General features: G+C 50.0%; 19 protein-coding genes and 1 pseudogene. 11 read left to right on the forward strand and 9 right to left on the reverse strand.

Going from position 1 to position 19,933, the window contains the following annotated elements:
- Positions 1–4 precede the first annotated feature (4 nt).
- A complete protein-coding gene (locus AC1S52_RS25285) occupies positions 5–1,384 on the forward strand; it encodes a bifunctional folylpolyglutamate synthase/dihydrofolate synthase (RefSeq protein ID WP_482031812.1) in 1,380 nt (459 codons plus the stop codon).
- 25 nt (positions 1,385–1,409) lie between these two features.
- On the opposite strand, the gene AC1S52_RS25290 is transcribed toward AC1S52_RS25285, so the two are convergent.
- Positions 1,410–2,093: a Uma2 family endonuclease gene (locus tag AC1S52_RS25290; protein ID WP_482031813.1), complete on the reverse strand. Its 684-nt coding sequence runs from the start codon at positions 2,091–2,093 to the stop codon at positions 1,410–1,412.
- Positions 2,094–2,221: 128 nt separating this feature from the next.
- On the opposite strand from AC1S52_RS25290, the gene AC1S52_RS25295 reads away from it, so the two are divergent.
- Positions 2,222–2,524, forward strand: coding sequence for a hypothetical protein (locus tag AC1S52_RS25295; RefSeq protein WP_482031814.1), 303 nt, complete (start codon positions 2,222–2,224; stop codon positions 2,522–2,524).
- Positions 2,490–3,824: a DUF6745 domain-containing protein gene (locus AC1S52_RS25300; protein WP_482031815.1), complete on the forward strand. Its 1,335-nt coding sequence runs from the start codon at positions 2,490–2,492 to the stop codon at positions 3,822–3,824. Before AC1S52_RS25295 ends, AC1S52_RS25300 begins: the two co-directional genes overlap by 35 nt.
- A 39-nt stretch (positions 3,825–3,863) precedes the next feature.
- Here AC1S52_RS25300 and AC1S52_RS25305 read toward each other — a convergent pair.
- Positions 3,864–4,058: pseudogene (locus AC1S52_RS25305) on the reverse strand (Uma2 family endonuclease); the annotation flags it as partial.
- A 35-nt stretch (positions 4,059–4,093) separates the two neighbouring features.
- Positions 4,094–5,677 carry a metallophosphoesterase family protein gene (locus tag AC1S52_RS25310; RefSeq protein ID WP_482031816.1) on the reverse strand — a complete coding sequence of 528 codons (1,584 nt, stop codon included), beginning with the start codon at positions 5,675–5,677 and terminating at the stop codon, positions 4,094–4,096.
- 159 nt (positions 5,678–5,836) lie between these two features.
- Between AC1S52_RS25310 and AC1S52_RS25315 the strand changes: the two genes are divergently transcribed.
- Complete coding sequence (locus tag AC1S52_RS25315; RefSeq protein WP_482031817.1) at positions 5,837–7,030, forward strand: MFS transporter; 1,194 nt, start codon at positions 5,837–5,839, stop codon at positions 7,028–7,030.
- Here the strand turns inward: AC1S52_RS25315 and cdf31 are convergent.
- Positions 7,012–7,917 carry a CDF family zinc efflux transporter Cdf31 gene (gene cdf31, locus AC1S52_RS25320; protein ID WP_482031818.1) on the reverse strand — a complete coding sequence of 302 codons (906 nt, stop codon included), beginning with the start codon at positions 7,915–7,917 and terminating at the stop codon, positions 7,012–7,014. The genes AC1S52_RS25315 and cdf31 overlap by 19 nt on opposite strands.
- Positions 7,918–8,026: 109 nt before the next feature.
- Between cdf31 and AC1S52_RS25325 the strand changes: the two genes are divergently transcribed.
- A complete protein-coding gene (locus tag AC1S52_RS25325; RefSeq protein WP_482031819.1) occupies positions 8,027–8,377 on the forward strand; it encodes a hypothetical protein in 351 nt (116 codons plus the stop codon).
- Positions 8,378–8,432: 55 nt separating this feature from the next.
- The gene (locus AC1S52_RS25330) at positions 8,433–8,825 is read left to right on the forward strand and encodes a hypothetical protein (RefSeq protein WP_482031820.1); all 393 of its coding nucleotides are present in this window, start codon (positions 8,433–8,435) and stop codon (positions 8,823–8,825) included.
- Between the two features lie 177 nt (positions 8,826–9,002).
- Here the strand turns inward: AC1S52_RS25330 and AC1S52_RS25335 are convergent, their stop codons facing one another.
- Together AC1S52_RS25335 and AC1S52_RS25340 are read right to left on the reverse strand one after the other, a co-directional pair.
- Complete coding sequence (locus AC1S52_RS25335) at positions 9,003–9,224, reverse strand: DUF4327 family protein (protein ID WP_482031821.1); 222 nt, start codon at positions 9,222–9,224, stop codon at positions 9,003–9,005.
- Between the two features lie 319 nt (positions 9,225–9,543).
- The gene (locus AC1S52_RS25340; RefSeq protein ID WP_482031822.1) at positions 9,544–10,740 is read right to left on the reverse strand and encodes a 4-hydroxythreonine-4-phosphate dehydrogenase PdxA; all 1,197 of its coding nucleotides are present in this window, start codon (positions 10,738–10,740) and stop codon (positions 9,544–9,546) included.
- A gap of 148 nt (positions 10,741–10,888) precedes the next feature.
- Between AC1S52_RS25340 and petM the strand changes: the two genes are divergently transcribed.
- The gene (petM, locus tag AC1S52_RS25345) at positions 10,889–10,993 is read left to right on the forward strand and encodes a cytochrome b6-f complex subunit PetM (RefSeq protein ID WP_482031823.1); all 105 of its coding nucleotides are present in this window, start codon (positions 10,889–10,891) and stop codon (positions 10,991–10,993) included.
- A 158-nt stretch (positions 10,994–11,151) separates the two neighbouring features.
- On the opposite strand, the gene AC1S52_RS25350 is transcribed toward petM, so the two are convergent.
- On the reverse strand, positions 11,152–11,571 hold the full coding sequence (locus tag AC1S52_RS25350) for an ArsR/SmtB family transcription factor (protein WP_482031824.1): 420 nt from the start codon (positions 11,569–11,571) through the stop codon (positions 11,152–11,154).
- 407 nt (positions 11,572–11,978) lie between these two features.
- On the opposite strand from AC1S52_RS25350, the gene AC1S52_RS25355 reads away from it, so the two are divergent.
- From AC1S52_RS25355 to AC1S52_RS25370, 4 genes are all read left to right on the forward strand, one after another.
- On the forward strand, positions 11,979–12,947 hold the full coding sequence (locus AC1S52_RS25355; RefSeq protein ID WP_482031825.1) for an SDR family oxidoreductase: 969 nt from the start codon (positions 11,979–11,981) through the stop codon (positions 12,945–12,947).
- A 136-nt stretch (positions 12,948–13,083) separates the two neighbouring features.
- Positions 13,084–14,001 (forward strand): NAD(+) kinase, encoded by a 918-nt coding sequence (locus AC1S52_RS25360; RefSeq protein WP_482031826.1) that lies wholly within the window; start codon positions 13,084–13,086, stop codon positions 13,999–14,001.
- A 301-nt stretch (positions 14,002–14,302) separates the two neighbouring features.
- Positions 14,303–14,998: a response regulator transcription factor NblR gene (gene nblR, locus AC1S52_RS25365; protein ID WP_482031827.1), complete on the forward strand. Its 696-nt coding sequence runs from the start codon at positions 14,303–14,305 to the stop codon at positions 14,996–14,998.
- A 483-nt stretch (positions 14,999–15,481) separates the two neighbouring features.
- Entirely contained in the window at positions 15,482–17,626 is a 2,145-nt protein-coding gene (locus AC1S52_RS25370; protein ID WP_482031828.1) for a choice-of-anchor I family protein, read from the forward strand.
- A 157-nt stretch (positions 17,627–17,783) separates the two neighbouring features.
- On the opposite strand, the gene AC1S52_RS25375 is transcribed toward AC1S52_RS25370, so the two are convergent.
- On the reverse strand, positions 17,784–18,968 hold the full coding sequence (locus AC1S52_RS25375) for an NAD(P)H-quinone oxidoreductase subunit H (RefSeq protein WP_482031829.1): 1,185 nt from the start codon (positions 18,966–18,968) through the stop codon (positions 17,784–17,786).
- A 535-nt stretch (positions 18,969–19,503) separates the two neighbouring features.
- A complete protein-coding gene (locus AC1S52_RS25380) occupies positions 19,504–19,710 on the reverse strand; it encodes a hypothetical protein (RefSeq protein ID WP_482031830.1) in 207 nt (68 codons plus the stop codon).
- Positions 19,711–19,933 lie beyond the last annotated feature (223 nt).

Raw genomic sequence — 19,933 nt, forward strand, 5'->3', positions numbered from 1 at the left:
AATTTTGGCGATCGATTCCCTCCTCCAACAATTTGAACGTTTCGGTGTTCACCTGGGGCTGGAAAGCATCCAGCGACTCCTGGCAAATTTAGGCAATCCCCACGAACGGGTGCCCATCATTCATGTTGCCGGAAGTAACGGTAAAGGCTCGGTCTGCGCCTATTTGTCAGCCGTGCTGAAAGAAGCGGGCTATCGGGTCGGGCGCTACACCTCGCCTCATTTGGTCGATTGGAACGAACGAATTTGCCTGAACGAGAAACCCATTCCATCCCCCGAACTGGAGAAGTTGCTGCATCAAGTGATTGCAGCCATTCGACCCGATGGACCCTCACCGACTCAGTTTGAGGTAATTACAGCGGCGGCATGGCTCTACTTTGCCCGGCAGCAGGTAGATATAGCCGTCATTGAAGTTGGTTTGGGCGGACGATTAGATGCGACTAACGTCTGCGATCGCCCCCTCGTCAGTATCATCACCTCCCTCAGCCGTGAACACTGGCAGCGCCTCGGTCCCACCCTGGCAAATATTGCCTATGAAAAAGCCGGAATCCTCAAGCCAGGATGTCCTGCTGTGATTGGACAACTTCCCTCAGAAGCAAAAACTGTAGTGGATCAACGGATTGCTGAACTGGGATGTGCAGCGGTCTATCCGGAGCCTGCTGTTTTGGTGAAGGGGGATGGGGGGCAGGGGAGCAGAGGGGCAGAGGGGCAGAGGGTTAGAGAGGTGGAGTATCAGGGGATTCGTTATTCGTTGCCGTTGTTGGGAGCGGTGCAACTAAAAAACTCGGCATTGGCGATCGCGGCTCTACAAATTCTGCGCCAGCAAGGATGGCAAATTTCAGATGAAGCGATCGCCAGCGGCATGGCGAAGACTCGCTGGGCAGGTCGCCTGCAATGGTTCACCTGGAATGGGCACCGGATTTTGATTGATGGTGCCCATAATCCTGCCAGTGCCGAGGTCCTGCGACAGTTTGTGGATGATATCGGGTACCGGGTTCCCGGTATTGACGGTAAATCAGCATCACTAACTCCTAACAACCAACATCTAACACCTGCCTCCCCGAAACCTATCACCTGGGTCATCGGCATGTTATCCACAAAAGACCATGCGGATGTCTTTAAAGCGTTGTTGAGGGCGGGCGATCGCCTTTACCTGGTTCCTGTCCCAGATCATAGTTCCGCCGATCCAGAAAACCTGGCAACTCTGGCTAAAACAGTCTGCCCAACTCTAGCCAGTTGTCAAACCTGTTCAGATGTAATTGTGGCTCTCAAGGCTGCAACCAGCGAACCAGTACAGGATTCTACCTCTCCGCCACCCTTAACCGTACTCTGCGGTTCACTTTATTTGATAGGACATTTCTTCCAGCTAACCCGCCTGACACCCTAGATGACCGTTTGAAAATTGCTGTAAGTCAGTCAAAAGATCGGTCCGTCAACTCCTGCACAAACACTTGATGGGCTGAATCTGCGATCCCAGCTTGCAACGCATTCAACACCTCAATCATCCTACCCTCTAGCAGTGCACTCACCGCTAGCCACAATCCTGGAAACGCACTGCTGCGAATTATCCCATCACTATCAGGTTTAATCGCCACAAACTCTTCATTCTGCAACCGAAACCAACTAAAGCGATTTTCAAAGGTTTGCCATACCAGATATTCCTGGACCCCATTGCGGCGATAGGCATTTTGTTTGGCTCCCAGGTCAATAGAAGCACTGCTGGTCGCAATTTCTGCCACCAGTTCTGGTGCCCCTTCAATGTAGCCATCCTCACTAATCGTCGAGGTGCCACCCGTTTCAATTCGCAGTAACGCATCGGGTTGGGGTTCATTGTCCATATCCAGGCGGGTTGTGGCATTATCTGACCCACTAACCCCAGGAGTCGCCGTACTGTAAACTCCCAGCCAGGTAATTAAATTGAAATGAGGGGTACCGTGAAAGACTCTCACCGGGGATGCCACGTAAACCACTCCTTCAATCAGTTCTGCTTTAAATTTCTCTGGGGTTGCCTCATAGCGACGCTCAAACTCAGCGCGGGTTAAGCGATCGCCACTTTCTAAGGGCGGAATAGAACTGGGATGAGGCTGCAACACCATGATCAACCTCTAGAGCCTGAAGAAGATAGTGTCATTTTAACTGGCTTAATTCCCCCCTGTTCCCCTACTCCCCCCTCCCCCTTCCAACTATGCCAGAATATGAACATCGGACTTTGGAGGATAACTTTATGAAACCGATTCGCCAGGGAGATGTCATCCTGATGCCCATGCAGGCGACCTCCAGTGAAATGGGCAAAAAGCTATCGCACCTGACGCTGGCAGAAGGGGAAGTGACCGGGCACCGACACCGGATCAGTAACGGGCAAGCGGAGCTTTACGAAAAAGATGGCACTCTCTACCTGCGTGTCCTGTCTGATCAGGCAACCCTGACCCACGAAGAACACAAACCCGTTCAAATTCCTCAGGGTAGCTGGATGGTGCGGATCCAGCGCGAGTATGAGCCTGAAGGCTGGCGGTATGTCACTGATTGAGCGGCTGACCCCAGAGCAAGAGGCGGCGATTCCGGTCTATCGCGATCGCTGGCGACGAGTTGCCCTTTCTAGGAGTCCAGTTGACCGGGAAGCGGCAGAATCCAGTATCAAAGCAGCCTATGCTGCAATGGGCAAGCCTCTTCCCCAGGTTCTTTTCTTTGCTGGACCCCATGTGGCAAGAGAAACCTTGGGACAGGTGACTGTGATCCAATGGTTGGAACAGTTTGGCGCTCCTCTGCTACAGATCCCTTTGCTGCTCGACCTGTCGGGTCAGGTGAGATCCCATCTCGCCCCTGCTCTGGTGCCTCACCTGGTTGAGCAATTGCAAACTCAGCCCCTGGAGCAACTGTTTTTTCACCTGCAACAGGGAACTTTTTGGAGACAGCTTGCAGAACTGATTGACCAACAGCAAGAGCAAGAACAATTCGGTGAACACCTGTTTGACCAACTGATGACCCAGTTTTGGGAGCAACAGCAAGCTGAGTGGCGACGGCAAATGCAACAGCAACCAGCGGGTCAATGGTTTGTGCAAATAGGAGACACCTTTGGACAGTGGACTGAGCCATTCACGCGATCGCTGGAAGAGACCCTGTGGCAACCGCTGAGAAGCCAGCCATTCATCCAGGGGTGGGAGCGGGGTTCCCGCCGGATGTTAGGAATATTCAGCCTGTTGGGGCTGGGTTTTAATGCCCTTCAACAGACGACAGAAGTGCTGCATCCAGCTTTACTTGACTATTGCATTTCAGAGTTGAAGGTTCCTCACGATGCAAAGCAATGGCGAGCATTGCGATCGCTCGTAACTGAATGCAACCTATATTTGGCCTTTGAAAAGGGCTGCCTGGTATTAGATCGTCCCACCTGTCTGAGGTTTGACCCAGAAGGTCGGCTCCATGCCGAAGGAGAACCCGCCGTTCAGTTTGCCGATGGCTACCGACTGTATTACTTTCGTGACGTGCAAATCCCTGAGCAGTACGGCTCCCTCCATCCCAACCAGTGGCAATCACGCTGGCTTCTGGAAGAAACCAATGCCGAGTTGCGGCGGGTTTTAATTCAAGGGATTGGCTATACGCGCCTCTGCCAGGAATTACAGGCAGTTGAGCTGGATTCCTGGCGTGAGTACACTTTGCTCAGAATTGATCAGAGTGTGGATGTGGAACCCATCCATTTACTGAAAATGACCTGTCCCAGTACGGGCTATATTCATGCGACACGAGTGCCTCCAGAGCTACAAACTGCCCGTGAGGCAATCCGCTGGATTAACTGGGATGTTGATCCGGCAGAGTTTGTTCAAGAAACCTAAGGGGATTTATAGCTAAAGGCAGAAGGCAAAGGGCAGACTCTACTGCCCTGCTTGCAACACTTGCTCCACCATTAGCTCCAGGGCTGGAAACACCTGGGACTGAATTTTTTCAGTCCCCTTAACTACGACCTCTTCATACAATCCATCCATCAGGATCAGCACGGTCACCTGGGCTTTCTCCGAATCCACAATCCAGTACTCCAAAATTCCTCGGGCGGCATACTCGGAACGTTTGTAGCGGTAATCTCAGCGATCGCTATCATCCGATCCTAACACTCGCCCCCGATCACCAAGGGTTCAACCTCTGGTTCAGACCATTGGCGCTGAAACTGCTCTGACACTAACGGATGGACCACAAACTTAGGTGGACAACCCTGCTTCACATCAACCCGCAAAGCTGAATAGGGACGGCGCTTGCGTGAACCCTGCCCCGATCGCCCAATAAATAAAAGCGATTTCGCGGCTGTACGAACGGCTCTCTTGCCAGAATGCTCAAACGGTTCGCTCAAATCAGGTCCCTCTTGCCTTTGCCGCCGCAGACTAAACCCACTACCACCGCACACAAGCCAGTTGATATGGGCATCCGCATGGCCTGTATCCACGGTATAAAGATGCTCCAGGCAATGGGCATGACCATTGATCACCAAATCTACAATGGGCTGCCCCTGGGTTACTTCCCCAACGGTTGCCGCCACTGCATCCAGCACTTCACGCAGATAGCGGCGGACAGTCAACGTTTGTGCCTGGTACCATTTGGTGGCTTCGGTCACATAAGGGGGGTGATGGAAGAACAGCACCCTTCCCCGTACCGACTCTGTATGCCAGGACTCAATCAAACGCTGCTGGAGCCAGTTAAGCTGCTCGGTGTCAATCTCATCGCCTTCTCTACAGTTCAACTGTTTATCAATGTCTCGCTTTGCCTCCTCCAGTTGCTCTAATTTGGCTTTCAAATCATCTAAGTGTTCTGAGTCTTCTGCTTTATTGGGGTCAAGACGGGCTGAGGTTTCATAAATTTCCTGGATCTGCCGCTCCAGGTCAGCCCGCTGGTTTTCTAACAATCGTCGAAAGTCGATGCCATCGGGTGTAGTCGGTAGAGGAGCCGGTTCATTAAAGGTTGTGGAATCCAGCGCGAAAAAATCAATGCCACCCAAGCGAAAGGTGTAGTAGCGATTGGGCAGGCGGGTGAAGAGACCGGGTTGATAGCGCAGGCAGGAGCCGGTACTGGTTTTAGCCGTGTAATGCTGGTCTAGATGCTGCTCCAGTTCAGTCGGGTTAAGGGTTCGCAGGTAGTCTAAAAAAGCACGGGCGTAGGCATTCCCCTGTCCTGAGCCGTGCCAGCCTATATCCAGATCAAGCTGGGACTTGAGTAATCGGCGAAGGGGTTGGGCTGTCTGTGCCAACAGTCCATAGACAAAGGGAAGGTCGTAATAATCGTGGTTGCCGGGGACGGGTAAAAAGGGCAGATTAAAGACCATCTGGTCGTAGGCAATCTGCTGGGGCTGTTCACCTCCCACGAGAAATTCCCGGTAAGGCTCAATGAAATTTTTGGGGTAGTACTCGCTTGAGCCAACCAGGTAAACGACATCGCCTGTATGGAGAATAAAGCGACAATCCTGCCGATGGCGCAGCATTTGCTCTGCTACTTTGCGTTGAGGATTGTGCCCCCGATGGGCTCCAGAACCACTGTCGCCAATCACCAGAAAGGAAAATTCAGGCTGATCTTCGTGCCCGTCATCCAGGACTAAGCAGGTCTGATCGATTTGCCGTTGCTGGATCAGGGGTTCCTGCCACCGCACACGCTGGCGCATTTTCTGAATCTTGGTCGCGATCGGTGGGTCGGTCACAAATCTCATCGTTGGGTAGCTCCCAGTTTGGTGTATGAAATCCTCGGTAAGACGTGCTGATTTTACCGCTGACTCGGTTATTCCATCAGCTTCCAATGGTATGGAATATTAGAAACTAGCGGGCGTGACTCTGTTAACCTTTTGTTTTTTCCCAGGCGGTCAAATTTCATGAATCGCAATTTTTGGATCACTGCCCTGATTGCTTTTGCAAATTCAATCAGTTTCACGATTCTGATTCCAGTTCTTTACCTGTATGGCAAGCAGTTTGGATTGACTGATTTTCAAACCAGCTTACTGTTCTCGATTTATTCTGGCGCTCAATTTTTTGCCACTCCTGTGATTGGTAAGTTATCCGATCGCTTTGGACGCAAACCCCTACTGATTATCAGCCTGATTGGTACGGTGATTGCAAATTTTGTAGCTGGCACTGCCAGCAGTGCCAGTATTCTATTTTTTGCCCGGTTTCTGGATGGAATCACAGGGGGAAATGTGGCTGTCTCCCAGGCGGTTGTCTCTGATGTGGTACCGTCCCAGGAGCGGGCAAAGGCATTTGGGATTTATAGCGCTCTCACCTTTGGGCTAGGGTTTATTTTGGGTCCAGCAGCCAGTTTGCTAGCGCAGCGGGTTTCCCTGGGGGCAAGCTTTCTGGTATCAAGTGCGATCGCCCTGGTTGCGTTGCTGGTGACAATCTTTTTTCTGCCCGAAACCCTGCAAACCAGAGCCGCCAAGGCACAAAATATGTTTGATTTGGGATTAGGTAATTTGGTCAAAGGGTTGCTGCTGCCAAGAATTGGCATTCTGTTGATCATCAACTTCCTGATTGGCACCACCTTCACCATTTTCACCTTTGCCTTTCAGCCTTACTTCATTCAAGTGCTAGGGCAAAATAGCCAATCTCTGACACTGCTGTTTGTGACATTTGGCAGCCTGACCATGATCATGCAAACCAGGGGAATTACCTTTCTGACCCAGAAGATTAGTCTGGTGTCGATTTTGTTTTTAGGGATTTTTGTGCGGAGTCTGTCTTTTATGTTGATGCCAGTGATTCCCAATATTACTTACTTTGTTGTGGTCAGTATTATGTTTTCCCTGTTTAATTCACTGGTTCAGCCCATGATCACTACATTGATTTCTCTCAATGCCAAGCCAGAAATTCAAGGGACGGCACTAGGCTTAAATGCTTCCTATCTCAATGTTTCCAATGCCTTTGGTCCTGTCATTGCCGGAATGATCATCAATCAAGCCAATCCAATCACCTATGCCTATCCTTTTTATCTGGCTGGAATACTCACCTTTTCAGTCCTGCTATTTGCGATCGCAACCCGCCATCGATATATCCCAACTCACGTCTCCGACTCATAACTGATGTGATTCTCTTGATAGGCAGGAGGTTCAACATGGATCAAAATGCGGGCAGGACCGAACCGTTCTTCTAAACGGGCTTCCACCTCTTCCGTAATGTGGTGAGCGGTCTCCACATCCGTTGCCTTCACAACTAAATGCATCTCAATGAAGATTTGCCGCCCAACTATCCCGCGAGAGGCGATCGCGTGACAGTTCACCACGCCTGACACCTGCATGGCAATGCTATGGATGGCTTCCGGGGCGATCGCCATCTCATCTACCAGCCAGGGCAAGTTCTCCCGAATGACCGTCCAACCACTCCAGAACACCATCAAGGCAACCGGAAACGATAGCACCACATCTAACCACTGAAAATCCCAGATCCAGATCCCAATCAACCCTGCCAAAACGGCGATCGTCACCCAGATGTCACTCATGGTGTGTTTGGCATCGGCAATTAGAATCGGACTACCGACCCGGTACCCAACCCGACGCTCGTAAAACGCCACAAAAATATTGACCCCCAGCACAAGCAGCAATAGCCACAGTTCCGAAGCCGAAAAGGTTACAGGCTCATGGTTTGGCGAAACTATTCGTTCAATTGCCCCTTGCAGAATTTGATAACAGGCAATCCCCAAAAAAGCCGCGATTCCCAGCGCCCCTACCGCCTCAAATTTCTGGTGCCCATAGGGATGGTCGCGATCGGGGTGAGGTGAGGAAAACCGTGTGGCAACCAGACCCAGCACATTATTTGCCCCATCCGTCACACTATGCAGTGCATCTGCCACCAAACTAAGAGAACCTGTCATCCCGCCCACAAGCACTTTCAAACCAACGACAAACAGGTTCAGCAGCAATGTGATCAGCAAAACCCTGCGCACTTCAGAACGGTTATCAGTGACCACAGCAGTTCCTATGCGAACACTTAACTTACTTGTATGCCAATTAGTTTACCGCTTTGGTCACCCTCCCCAGTAACATGGTAAGGGAATCGCTCAAATCCTTACCTTGCTCATGGCTTCTTCCCAACTAACTCTGAATCTGGTTGAAGGTTCCGTCCGATTTAGTTTTACCCCTCAGGCAGCTCAAGAGCTTCAGGCAGCCCTGACGGCCTTAATGAGTAGTCTCAAAACGACGGCAGCCCAGGCGACTCCAGGGGGGCGGGCAACTCCTCAGAAACCAATGGAGTATCAGCATACGGGCGAAGTGTTTCTAGAAATCTTCTGCAATCCCAATATCTGGTCTTCTCCCTTTGCTGCCAAAGTATTAGTCACTCTCAGAGATGACCGAATTCGGTTAACAACGGAAGCTGAACTCAGTCGCCTGGTAGAGGACATTAATCTATACCTGGAGCACAACAGTTAACGCCTCAATCCATACAGTAAAATCAAGGCACCTTCAGCAGAAAGTGTGAATTCCTATGAACTCTGACAACTTTGTGGAATTTCTCCAAAAGGGTTTTCACGTTACCCTCGGCGCAACGACTTCCCTGGTTGAATCAGTGCAAGATGCCCAAAAGCGAGAGGAAAATCTTGCCAAGCTGCAATTAGAGTGGAGCCAACTTTCAGAGGAATGGGCTGAGAAAGGAGCCGTTACAGAGCAAGAAGCCCGTCGCTACGTCGATACGATCCTGAATAACCAGAGTCATTCATCATCTTCAGCAACACCTCCTGATCCCAGGGGTTCCTCCACCACAACTCCAACCCCTACTGTCCCTCCCGATATTCAAACGGAATTACAAGAACTAACAGCGAAAATTGCTGCTATGCGGGCTGAGTTAGAACAGTTAAGAAACTCTAAATCAACCTCCTGATCGCACCTTTTGCCTGCTTGCAGCCGAGAGACTGCACTACGGAATTATTCCATAGTAGGGGCATTGCAGTGCAATGCCCCTACCAGCCACCACCCAGACATTTGAAACACCACCGGTCATGGGTAAACCTGTTCAGCCGATTCCCCATACCCCGTCAACCTAATCGGCACTTATGGATTAATCGTTTTCCCACTCTTCACGGCCCATCAGATCGCCAATTCGATCCCTTAACAAAAAGTTGCAACGCTCAAGCTCGCATTCAATGCAAGCCCATTCACGGGGTGGGATAAACTGGCAAAGAATGTAAATGGGTTGGTGACGGCTGACGGCTCCCTGACGAACAAGTTCACGAGCCTCGTCCTGAATCATATCTAGCGAGTACTGTGCAGACTGAAGCATAATCACCCTTCTGAGCTGGCTAATGGATTATTTCGAACGGAATGTACAAGATATGGGCATGGCTGGCATGGAAGCCGTTAATTGGCAAATACAATCAATTGATTTGCCCAAAATAAATATGTAGTCAGGTATACTGAACCGTTTCCATTTTCGCGTTAATCCCACTTTGATTCTATTAAGAAGCTTTGAAAAAGTCATCAAAGCCTGACCTGATATTTTCCTGTTTTTACCAAAATGTATATTCTGTCAGAGATCTAGGGAAATGGGCTGGGAAAAATTACCCCCTCAGGGGGTAGCCATTTAAAGCAGAAGCAATCACTCAATTTCGGTTCAAACAGAGGTTGCTTTGTCTTTGCTGACTTAGTTCTGTTGCCAGTTGAATGGCGGCGTTCATACTGCTGGCGGTGGCAATCCCTTTCCCGGCAATGTCAAACGCCGTTCCATGATCCGGGGAAGTCCGCACAAAAGGTAAGCCAATAGAGGTGTTGACTGCTCGATCAAACGCCATCAGTTTTACTGGAATCAAACCCTGGTCATGGTACAGCGCCAGATAAGCATCCGCAGGATCTGAGCCATTAGATTTTAGGTTTGAAATTTGGATCCGATGTTGAGCCTCCAGAGAGGATGGATTGCTGCTCCTCTGCTCCCCTGCTCCTTTGCCCTTCTGCCCCTCTGCCACCCTATCGCTCTGTTCCCCTACTCGCCCCACCCCAAACCAGGCTTGACCAGGTTTCACCCATAGCGTGTCTGGTGGAACGGGTCCCTGAAGCTGGACATGGGGCAAATGAGAACGTCTTTGCTTCAGCCAGGGAATCAGCCAGTCAAGCTCTTCCTGCCCTAACTGTCCTTGTTCCCCACTGTGGGGGTTCAGCCCAGAAATCGCAATGCTTGGCTGTTCAATTCCAAAGTCTTGCTGCAAACAGTCCACCAGCAAATCCAGTTTGCGGCTCATTAATTCTGGGGTCAGTGCATCGGGTACCTGGCGGAGGGGAATGTGGGTCGTTGCCAGGAGTGTTCGTAAGGTCCAACCTGTGTAAGGCGATCGCGCCACAAACAGCATGCCAAACCGCTCGACTCCTGCCATTTCTGCCAGGAGTTCGGTTTGTCCGGGGTAATGATGTCCGGCGGCTTTCCAGGCAGATTTGGCAATCGGTCCAGTCACAATACCGTCGAATTTGCCGGCCAGCGCCAAGGCGATCGCTTGTTCCAGGTAGCGAAAACTGACAGCCCCACTGGCTGCACTTTCCTGACCCAAGGTGATTTCCTGCTCCAGAGTAGGCTCGGATATATCAAAAATGGTCAACTGGTCGGGATTAGCCAGGAGCAGCTTGGAGTTGAGCGATCGCAATTGGCAATAGGTCTGTTCCAGCATTGCTCGGCTCCCCACCACCGTCACCTGGTTTTCCTCTGGGATTTGGGGATCTGCCAGGGCTTTGAGAACCACCTCAGGTCCAATTCCTGCGGGGTCACCCACTGTGACTGCCAGTCGAGGGCGAAAGTCTGTGATACCGGGCATGGTGTTAAAGATGAGGTATTTCGAGAAGTGTGATCAATCTGGTTTAAAATGCTTAACACAGTCATTTTCAGTTGATGGTCGAAATCAAGACTACAACGACTATCAAAGCTTGTGAGCATACGCGATTGCAAAGGGAGAACATAACACAATGTCTGGTGAAATCTTTAACGCCGCCATCCTCGCTTCCATTCTTGTCCTGGTTGGTTTAAGCCTGGGCTTTCTAATGCTCAAAATCCAGGGTGGAGAAGAGTGATTTGAAAGGCTGAAGGAGGAAGGCTAAAAAGACCCTTCTTCCTTCGTCTTTTATTTCTTATTTTTTACTAGCGGTTTGTCACCGTTCAGTGTCTGGATGCTCAACTTTAGAAGTTATCGAAATTTCGCCTTCTGCCTTCATCCTTCTGCCTTCCTGCACTAGTCCGTCTCATCTAGATGCTCTGCCACTTCTCGGTAGAGATTAAGCACATGGCTATCTTTCAGATAGTAGAAAACATTGCGCCCCTGCTTGCGGTAGCCGACCAACCGCATGGCTCGGAGAGCACGAAGTTGGTGAGAGACGGCAGACTCGCTCATCTTCACAGCCGCTGCCAGGTCACAGACGCACAGTTCCTGGGTTGCCAGGGCAGATAAAATTCGCAATCGGTTTGCGTCTCCTAGCAGGCTGAAAAACTCTGCCATTCGCTGAGATTTATCAACGCTCAGGATATCACGGTGCAACTGACGTACATGAGCCAGGTCAATCGGATGCTGAACGGCACAATTCAGATCATCCCCCATTTTGCGGGCTGAGCCATCGGGAGTCGGATAATCAGAAACCAATTTAGAGCGAACCATAGAAGATTAGATAAAAGTATATAGACAACACGAAGTTGTTTGTAACCCTGGTGCGCTCAAAATGGCGTTACTGCCAAAAGCAGGTGGTGGGCTGTCCATCCCTCCACCTTACCGCGTAAAACGTCTACTCTGAAGCACGAGTACGCGCAGGCAGAAATCTGGATACGCTGACCGACTTCGCAGTCCGAACTTAGCATTAGCTTACTCCCAGCCTAGCTTACATCGACCTTACATCACCAGACATTGGACGGAAAAATTCTTTGGGAAACCCATCCTGGAGAATTCCAACGGACACTTTTTGAAATATTTCTACACAGTTTTTCTAATTTCCCTGAGAATCTCTCCAGATCAGGCAGCAATTTCTGATAGAATCTTACGAAAAGTTAAGAATTTGTCACCATTCTCTAATGACTCTATTAATCGTTGGTGCAACTGGCACCTTAGGAAGGCAAGTCACCCGTCGCGCTCTGGATGAGGGGTACCAGGTTCGCTGCCTGGTGCGCAGCTTTAAGAAAGCTGCATTTTTAAGGGAGTGGGGGGCAGAACTGGTGCCCGGTGACATCTGTGAACCTGAGACGCTAAAGCCAGCTCTGGAAGGAGTTACGGCTGTGATTGATGCAGCTACCGCTCGCGCCACAGACTCCCTTAGCATTAAGCAAGTGGACTGGGAAGGCAAGTTGAACTTGATCAATGCGGCAAAGGCAGCCCAGATAGAGCGCTTTATTTTCTTTTCAATTTTGGATGCCGAAAAGTATCCGAATGTCCCTTTGATGGAAATTAAGCGTTGTACAGAAGCTTTTCTGGCAGAGTCGGGACTGAGCTATACCATCCTGCGCCCGTGCGGCTTTATGCAGGGGCTAATTGGACAGTATGCGATTCCTATTTTGGAAGGGCAGGCAGTTTGGGTCATGGGCGATACTTCCCCGATCGCCTATATGGACACTCAGGATATTGCCAGGTTCGCGATTCAATCGCTGAAGGTATCTGAAACTGTGAATCGCTCATTTCCGGTGGTGGGTTCCCGTGCCTGGGGTGCCTATGAAATTATTCGGCTATGTGAACGGCTCGCTGGTAAGGATGCAAAGGTTTCACGGATGCCAATTGAGTTGCTGAGGGGTGTTCGCAATGTTACCCGATTCTTTCAATGGACCTGGAACGTATCGGATCGGCTGGCGTTTACAGAAGTGGTGGGTACCGGCAAGGCGCTCACAGCTCCAATGGATGAAGTGTATGCCACCTTTGGGTTAGACCCGAATGAAACCACAACCCTAGAAGCTTACATGCAGGACTATTTCAGCCGGATTTTGAAAAAGCTGAAAGAACTGGACTACGAAAAATCCAAGAAGAAAGAAAAGCGCAAATATCCAAGATTTTAGAGTAGCTGTTTGGGTGGTTGGGGAAAATGTGTGGAATAGAAGTACAAAAGCCGCCGCGATCGCCCAGGAAAACAGCACGAAATGATATAGTCCCTATAACTTAATTCATCTGCCCTTCTGAATCCTAATTGCCACCGTGCCTAAAGCTGGCATTATTTACAACGATATCAAACCCATTGCTTGTCGAATCGCTGAAGAGCTAAAGGACAAGTTAGTTTCCTGTGGTTGGGAAGTTTACCTGGCAACGGGAGTTGGCGGCATTTTGGGCTACTCTAGCCCGAACCGCCCGGTTTGCCATACATCGATTAATCTTCTCAATCCACCGGGTTTTGATTCTGAGATGTCCTTCGCCATTGTGTTAGGTGGGGACGGTACCGTGCTGTCTGCCTGTCGTCAGGTTGCCCCTTACGGCATTCCTCTGCTGACGGTTAATACGGGTCATATGGGCTTTTTAACCGAAACCTATTTGAACCAGCTACCGCAGGCGATCGAGGATGTGGTGGCGGATCGCTACCAGGTAGAAGAGCGAGCGATGCTAACAGTACAGCTCTTTCGGGAAGGCTTCCTGCTCTGGGAAGCGCTTTGTATGAATGAGATGGTAATTCACCGGGAACCGTTGACCAGCATGTGCCATTTTGAGGTGCAAATTGGTACCCATGCCCGGGTTGACATTGCAGCGGATGGGTTGATTATTTCTACCCCGACTGGATCTACTGCCTACTCCCTTTCCGCCGGAGGTCCGGTTGTGACACCGAATGTGCCCGTATTGCAGTTGGTTCCCATCTGTCCCCATTCCCTGGCATCCCGTGCCTTGGTATTTGCCGATACGGAGCCAGTCACTATTTTTCCTGCTAACCACAATCAACTGGTGATGGTGGTTGATGGGAATGGGGGCTGCTACATCATGCCCGATGACCAGGTGAGGATGGAGCGATCGCCCTATGCTGCCCGGTTCATTCGACTAGGTCCACCGGAGTTTTTCCGCGTCCTGCGGGAAAAACTAGGTTGGGGGCTTCCCCACATCGCCAAACCCGCTTCAGTGGAACTGCCTTAGAGATTAAAGGGGGGGAGGAGTTGAGAGTTGAGAGTTGAGAGTTCGAGGTGGCTACTTTTTCACTTTCCACTCTTTACCCCATTTCTTTATGAGGCTGCACTGAACAAGGGGCTTAAGCCCCTTGCCTGACAAGGGTTAGTTCTGCTCATCCTTAAATGAAACTGGTATTACCCAATCCCCCACTTTAAAGGACAAAAATTTGCCGACGTGCTAAAACAGGAAGAACACCAGGAATTAATACCTATTGCTTTTTGGTGCGTCCCTTTAAAATGGGACATATATTTTTCTTTCCTGTGATGCTATGAACCCAACTGCTGTTGAGCCAAGCCCTTCTGTTTTGTTGGTTGAAACTGATGAAGCCTTGTCAAGGCATGTCAGCCTTGACCTTCAGGAATCGGGGTATGACACGGTAGTGGCACAGGATGCGGTGAGTGGGCTGCACCAAGCCTCAGAAATGCACCCGTCACTGATTGTGGTAGACCGGATGCTGTCGGGAGAATCGGGTTTGTGGTTCTGCAACCGCCTGCGATCGCTGGGGAATCATACTCCCGTCTTGTTGTTAATGGCTCGTGATACGGTAGATGACCGGGTGGCTTGCCTGGAAGCTGGAGCCGATGACTATTTCCTCAAGCCCTATCGTACCGATGACTTTCTGCAACTGGTGCGGCTGTATCTGCAACCGGACAGTCCCAATAGCGAGAAGTTACGATTTGGCGACCTGGTTTTGGATCTTTCAACCCGGCGGGCGATTCGTAACGGGCGGGCGATCGACCTGACGATGAAAGAGTTTGACCTGCTCAAGTATTTAATGGAGCATCCCCGTGAAGTACTAACCCGTGAACAGATTCTAGAAAATGTTTGGGGTTATGACTTTGTAGGTGAGTCTAATGTGATTGAAGTTTATATCCGCTATCTACGCCTCAAGATTGAAGACGAAGGTGAAAAGCGCCTGATCCAGACCGTTCGTGGCGTTGGTTACGTAATGCGCGAGTCCTAGTAGGTTGTCAACTTTGTGTTTGTGAGCGTGGGATAGGAAAGGGGTTTATTATTTTGTGGGTTGGAAAACCTACAAAATAATTCTTGACAGACCCCTAGGACAGCAATCTAAATTTTCTCAACGGAGGTTGGGTCAAGCACTAGCGAAACCCAACTTTTTTAATGGCTAGATTTACCACTGGCTGATAGAAGTGCTTGCCTGGTGATGGCGTGAATAGGTGAATGGATGGATGAGTTTCCCACTCGCCCGCCCCCACTACGAAGGACTTTAAAGGGGAATTAAGTCCCAATTAATTTCTGGTTAAATAAAAATATCAAGATCTTGTGAAGATTCACCGTTAGGATCCATGCCGAAGTATAAATATTATCGGTATTTTCACTTGCAACTTTGCGTGGGTTAAATCCACGGCTTGAGCAGAGGGTTACAAACCCTCTGCTGGTTGTGCTGCAAAGAAAAGCTATATTTCCTCACAAGGAGACTTTGATGGCAATTTCCCTGACTTCCCTCGGAACCTATGCTTCCCCTTCCACGGGTTCTGAGATCTCAGCTTTTGACCCCTTGACGCAACGGACATTTATCGTCTCTGGTACTCAGTTCCTGGACATTTTGGATACCAGCAATCCGGCTAGTCCTCGGCTGTTTCGATCGCTGGATACGTCTGCGATTGGTACTGCTAATAGCGTTGCCATTAACAATGGTGTCGTAGCAGTGGCGCTGGAAAATGCCAATAAACAGGCTCCCGGAAGCGTTGCCTTCTACGATGTGGATGGTAACCTGCTCAATACCGTGACAGTCGGTGCCCTGCCCGACATGTTAACCTTTACACCCGATGGCAGGAGGGTACTGGTTGCCAATGAAGGAGAACCCAATAGCTACAATCAGCCCGATTCGGTTGACCCGGAAGGTTCTGTCAGTATTATCGATCTGTCCAACGGAGTGTTTCAGGCAACCGTGAGAACGGCTGATTTTACAGCGTTTAATTCTCAGAGAGATGCGTTGATTGCCCAGGGTATACGAATTTTTGGACCCAACGCTACGGTTGCTCAGGATCTGGAACCTGAATACATCACGGTATCCAGCGATTCCAGCACTGCCTGGATTGCACTTCAGGAAGCCAACGCTCTGGCGATGCTTGATATTGCCAGTGGTCAAATTACCGATATCAAGCCCCTGGGCTTTAAGGACCACAGTTTACCCGGAAATGCTATGGATGCCAGCGATCGCGACGGTCTCAATAATACGGGTCGCATTAATATTCAACCCTGGCCCGTGTTTGGCATGTATCAACCCGATGCGATCGCCTCTTTCACCATTAATGGAGAAACTTACCTGATCTCAGCCAACGAAGGTGATGCCCGTGACTACACTGGCTTTGCCGAAGAAGTTCGGGTGGGCAGTAATAATTACACTTTGGATCCAACAGCCTTTCCTAATGGGGCTGCACTCAAAGACAACGCTGCACTCGGTCGTTTGACAGTCACAACCACACTGGGCAACACCGATGGAGACGGCGATTTTGATCAAATCTACGCTTTTGGTGCCCGCTCCTTCTCCATTTGGGATAGTCAAATTAATCTTGTTTACGACAGTGGCGACCAGTTGGAGCAACTGACCGCGGTTCTTGTTCCCGCTCAGTTTAACTCCGATGGCACTCCTGCTAGCTTTGACACGCGCAGCGATAACAAGGGACCGGAGCCGGAAGGGGTTGCTGTTGGTGTCATTGATGGACGCACCTACGCCTTTATCGGGCTGGAGCGCACGGGCGGTGTAATGGTGTTTGATGTTTCCAATCCCACCAACCCAACCTTTGTGCAATATGCCATTACCCCCGGTGATGTTGCCCCCGAAGGGCTAGTCTTTGTCTCTTCTGAGAATAGTCCCACGGGTCAACCCCTGCTCATCGTCAGTAACGAAGTGAGTAGAACCACAACCTTTTACGGAATCACAACCCAGAATGGACAGGGCTACAAACCTGTGATTAATGGCACAGATCGCAGTGACGTTCTGAGAGGTGGAAGTGTGGGTGAAATCTTCTACGGTTTGGCAGGCAATGACATTATCCTGGCTGGCGGAGGCAATAACAATATCTATAGTGGAAACGGTAACGACCTGATTAGGAGTGGCTCTGGCAATGACATCGTTAACAGCGGCAATGGTAATGATGTTATCGAAGCTGGCAATGGCAATAATCTGATCTACAGCGGAGCGGGCAATGATTTGATCCGAACTGGCTCTGGAAATGATGTCATCTATGGCGGCGATGGCAATGACATCATCTTTGCCGGGGATGGCAACAACCTGATCTTCGGGGGCAATGGCAACGATATCATCTACACAGGTTCCGGCAATGATTCAATTGATGCCGGTGCTGGGGATGATGTTATCTGGCTGGGAGGTGGTCGTGACACAGTAGTTTTGGCTGAGGGGAACGGAACCGACACCCTCTTCAATTTCCAGCTCAACAAAACGACCCTTGCCCTCAGAGGTGGTTTGAGTGTTTCGGACTTGAGTATCAGCCGATTCCGAGGAGGCACATTGATTAAAGTAACTGCCACTGGAGAGGATTTGGCTTATCTGGCAGGCGTCAGGATTGACGATATTACCCGAATCAACTTCACGACGGTTTAAGCAGTTGTTGGTTGTTAGTTATTGGTGGTTAGAAGGCTCTCTAACCACCAACAACTAACACCAGTTCAATATTAGTTGCACTTAACCAGGGGCTTAAGCTCCTGGTCTAGAAGGCTTTCTTCTGTGCAGCTTCAAAGAGAATTGGTATAGCAACTATCTACCGATCCACCGACCCCATAATCACATCGATACTGCCCAGAATTGCCACCACATCTGCGACTTTCATACCGCGCAGCAGATGGGGAAGGATTTGAAGGTTATTAAAGTCAGCCGGGCGGATCTTGAAACGCCACGGGAAAACACTGTCATTGCCCATGATGAAAATGCCAAGTTCCCCCTTGCCGCTTTCCAGACGGACGTAGTGTTCACCGGCAGGAATTTTCCAGGTTGGCGCAACCTTCTTACCAATGAACTGGTAATCAAATCCATTCCATTCAGACTTCGGTCCGGCTGCCATCCGTTGTGCCTCCAGGTTCTCGTAGGGACCACCGGGTAAGCCTTTCAATGCTTGCCGAATAATTTTTACAGATTCCCGCATCTCCCGCATCCGCACCGTATAACGGGCAAGGGCATCGCCTGCGGTTTCCCACTGCACTTCCCAGTCAAAGTCGTCATAGCACTCGTAATGGTCTACCTTACGCAGATCCCACTTGACCCCGGAACTCCTTAGCATGGGACCGGAAAGCCCCCAGTTAATCGCATCTTCACGGGTGATGGTGCCAATCCCTTCGATGCGACGGCGGAAGATGGGGTTGTCGGTCACCAGTCGCTCATATTCATCCACCTTGGGGATAAAGTAATCGCAGAAGTCTTCGCATTTATCCACCCAGCCATAGGGCAGGTCAGCAGCAACGCCACCCACACGCCAGTAATTATTGTTGACCATGCGGTAGCCCGTTGCCGCTTCCCACAGGTCGTAAATCATTTCCCGCTCACGGAACTGGTAGAAGAAGGGAGTTTGGGCACCGACATCTGCCAGAAAGGGACCAAACCAGAGCAGGTGATTAGCAATCCGGTTTAGCTCCAGCATGATGACGCGAATGTAGCTGGCACGTTTGGGCACCTGAACCCCAGCCAGCTTTTCGGGTGCGTTGACTGTGATCGCTTCGTTAAACATGCCAGCCGCATAGTCCCACCGACTGACGTAGGGGACATACATGACCACCGTGCGGTTTTCGGCAATTTTTTCCATACCCCGGTGCAGGTAGCCAATCACGGGTTCACAGTCAATCACATTTTCGCCGTCGAGTGTGACGATTAACCGCAACACCCCATGCATCGAAGGGTGATGGGGACCCATGTTGAGCACCATAGGTTCGGTTTTCGTCTCGATCATTGCCATAAGCGACTGGTCTCCCCTCTGTTCAAAATCTGCAAACTGGCTAAACTCTTTTTAATTATAGAGCTGACGGTTGGAAGAGTTTGTTATCGCTGAGCGATCGCCTATTTACTTTCCTAAATGGAATTATAGGTTGGGCTGGATTATTCTAGCGAAATGCAACCACTATCTCTATCTCCCTGACGAATTACTCGCCCATAAGTGAGTATCTCCTCAACTTAAAGGCATGCTCCTCTTTAAAGTGATCCTGTCATTTGTTGCAGCCAGTTCGTCGGCTGAGAAATTGCAATTTGCTGCTGCAACTGGGAGATCGCAGCTTCTACCGCTGCCAGACGTTTCTCCAACGGAGCATAAACGATACCGAAGAGAGAGTAAGATATGACCGAAGAAATGAGAGTACAAGCTAGTAGTGGTAACGTGTTTGCAGATTTGAGCTTGGAGAACGCTGACGAAATTGCTTGTCAAAGCAGAACTTGCTCGTAGGATCAGCAACATTATCGCTACTCAACAAATGACTCAAGCTGAGGCAGCAGAGGTGTTAAGAATTGATTAACCTAAACTGACCAGAATTACCCAAGCCTGCAACTACAACTAAAAAACTAGGAGAGTGATTGTTAGCTTCCCTATGTTGAGCTGATTTATAACGAAGATAGTTGAGAAAACTGGCAAGTTCCATCAAAACCTCTTCAGGAAGAGCGCTGACTGCTTCAAGGAGCTGTTGCCGTTCTACAGTGCTTCTGTCCATCGCTAAATCTCAGAGCTAGACTCCCGTTATTTTATCCTGTCACTTATTGATCAGGCTATTCGCTGTCTGTCGCGGCAGATAGCAGCTAAACAAGAAAGTTTGCATCTTCTTCGTTGACCAGTTCTTTTGCAAGAAACTACATCAGTCGAAACTTGTTAACTTTTGGAAGTCTCTGAACTTCCATAGTTCAGCCAATGGTATATGAGAATCTCGTTACATCTAC

Source organism: Kovacikia sp. CALU 1929 (assembly GCF_056784235.1).

Excerpts from the sequence above, each read along its gene's own strand:
- AC1S52_RS25375 (WP_482031829.1), bottom strand. The coding sequence starts at position 18,968 with ATGGCAATGATCGAGACGAAAACCGAACCTATGGTGCTCAACATGGGT.
- AC1S52_RS25325 (WP_482031819.1), top strand. The coding sequence starts at position 8,027 with ATGGCTTCTTCCCAACTAACTCTGAATCTGGTTGAAGGTTCCGTCCGA.
- AC1S52_RS25290 (WP_482031813.1), bottom strand. The coding sequence starts at position 2,093 with ATGGTGTTGCAGCCTCATCCCAGTTCTATTCCGCCCTTAGAAAGTGGC.
- AC1S52_RS25355 (WP_482031825.1), top strand. The coding sequence starts at position 11,979 with ATGACTCTATTAATCGTTGGTGCAACTGGCACCTTAGGAAGGCAAGTC.
- AC1S52_RS25295 (WP_482031814.1), top strand. The coding sequence starts at position 2,222 with ATGAAACCGATTCGCCAGGGAGATGTCATCCTGATGCCCATGCAGGCG.
- AC1S52_RS25300 (WP_482031815.1), top strand. The coding sequence starts at position 2,490 with ATGAGCCTGAAGGCTGGCGGTATGTCACTGATTGAGCGGCTGACCCCA.
- AC1S52_RS25310 (WP_482031816.1), bottom strand. The coding sequence starts at position 5,677 with ATGAGATTTGTGACCGACCCACCGATCGCGACCAAGATTCAGAAAATG.
- nblR (WP_482031827.1), top strand. The coding sequence starts at position 14,303 with ATGAACCCAACTGCTGTTGAGCCAAGCCCTTCTGTTTTGTTGGTTGAA.
- petM (WP_482031823.1), top strand. The coding sequence starts at position 10,889 with ATGTCTGGTGAAATCTTTAACGCCGCCATCCTCGCTTCCATTCTTGTC.
- AC1S52_RS25370 (WP_482031828.1), top strand. The coding sequence starts at position 15,482 with ATGGCAATTTCCCTGACTTCCCTCGGAACCTATGCTTCCCCTTCCACG.
- AC1S52_RS25315 (WP_482031817.1), top strand. The coding sequence starts at position 5,837 with ATGAATCGCAATTTTTGGATCACTGCCCTGATTGCTTTTGCAAATTCA.
- AC1S52_RS25335 (WP_482031821.1), bottom strand. The coding sequence starts at position 9,224 with ATGCTTCAGTCTGCACAGTACTCGCTAGATATGATTCAGGACGAGGCT.
- AC1S52_RS25330 (WP_482031820.1), top strand. The coding sequence starts at position 8,433 with ATGAACTCTGACAACTTTGTGGAATTTCTCCAAAAGGGTTTTCACGTT.
- AC1S52_RS25340 (WP_482031822.1), bottom strand. The coding sequence starts at position 10,740 with ATGCCCGGTATCACAGACTTTCGCCCTCGACTGGCAGTCACAGTGGGT.
- AC1S52_RS25380 (WP_482031830.1), bottom strand. The coding sequence starts at position 19,710 with ATGGACAGAAGCACTGTAGAACGGCAACAGCTCCTTGAAGCAGTCAGC.
- AC1S52_RS25350 (WP_482031824.1), bottom strand. The coding sequence starts at position 11,571 with ATGGTTCGCTCTAAATTGGTTTCTGATTATCCGACTCCCGATGGCTCA.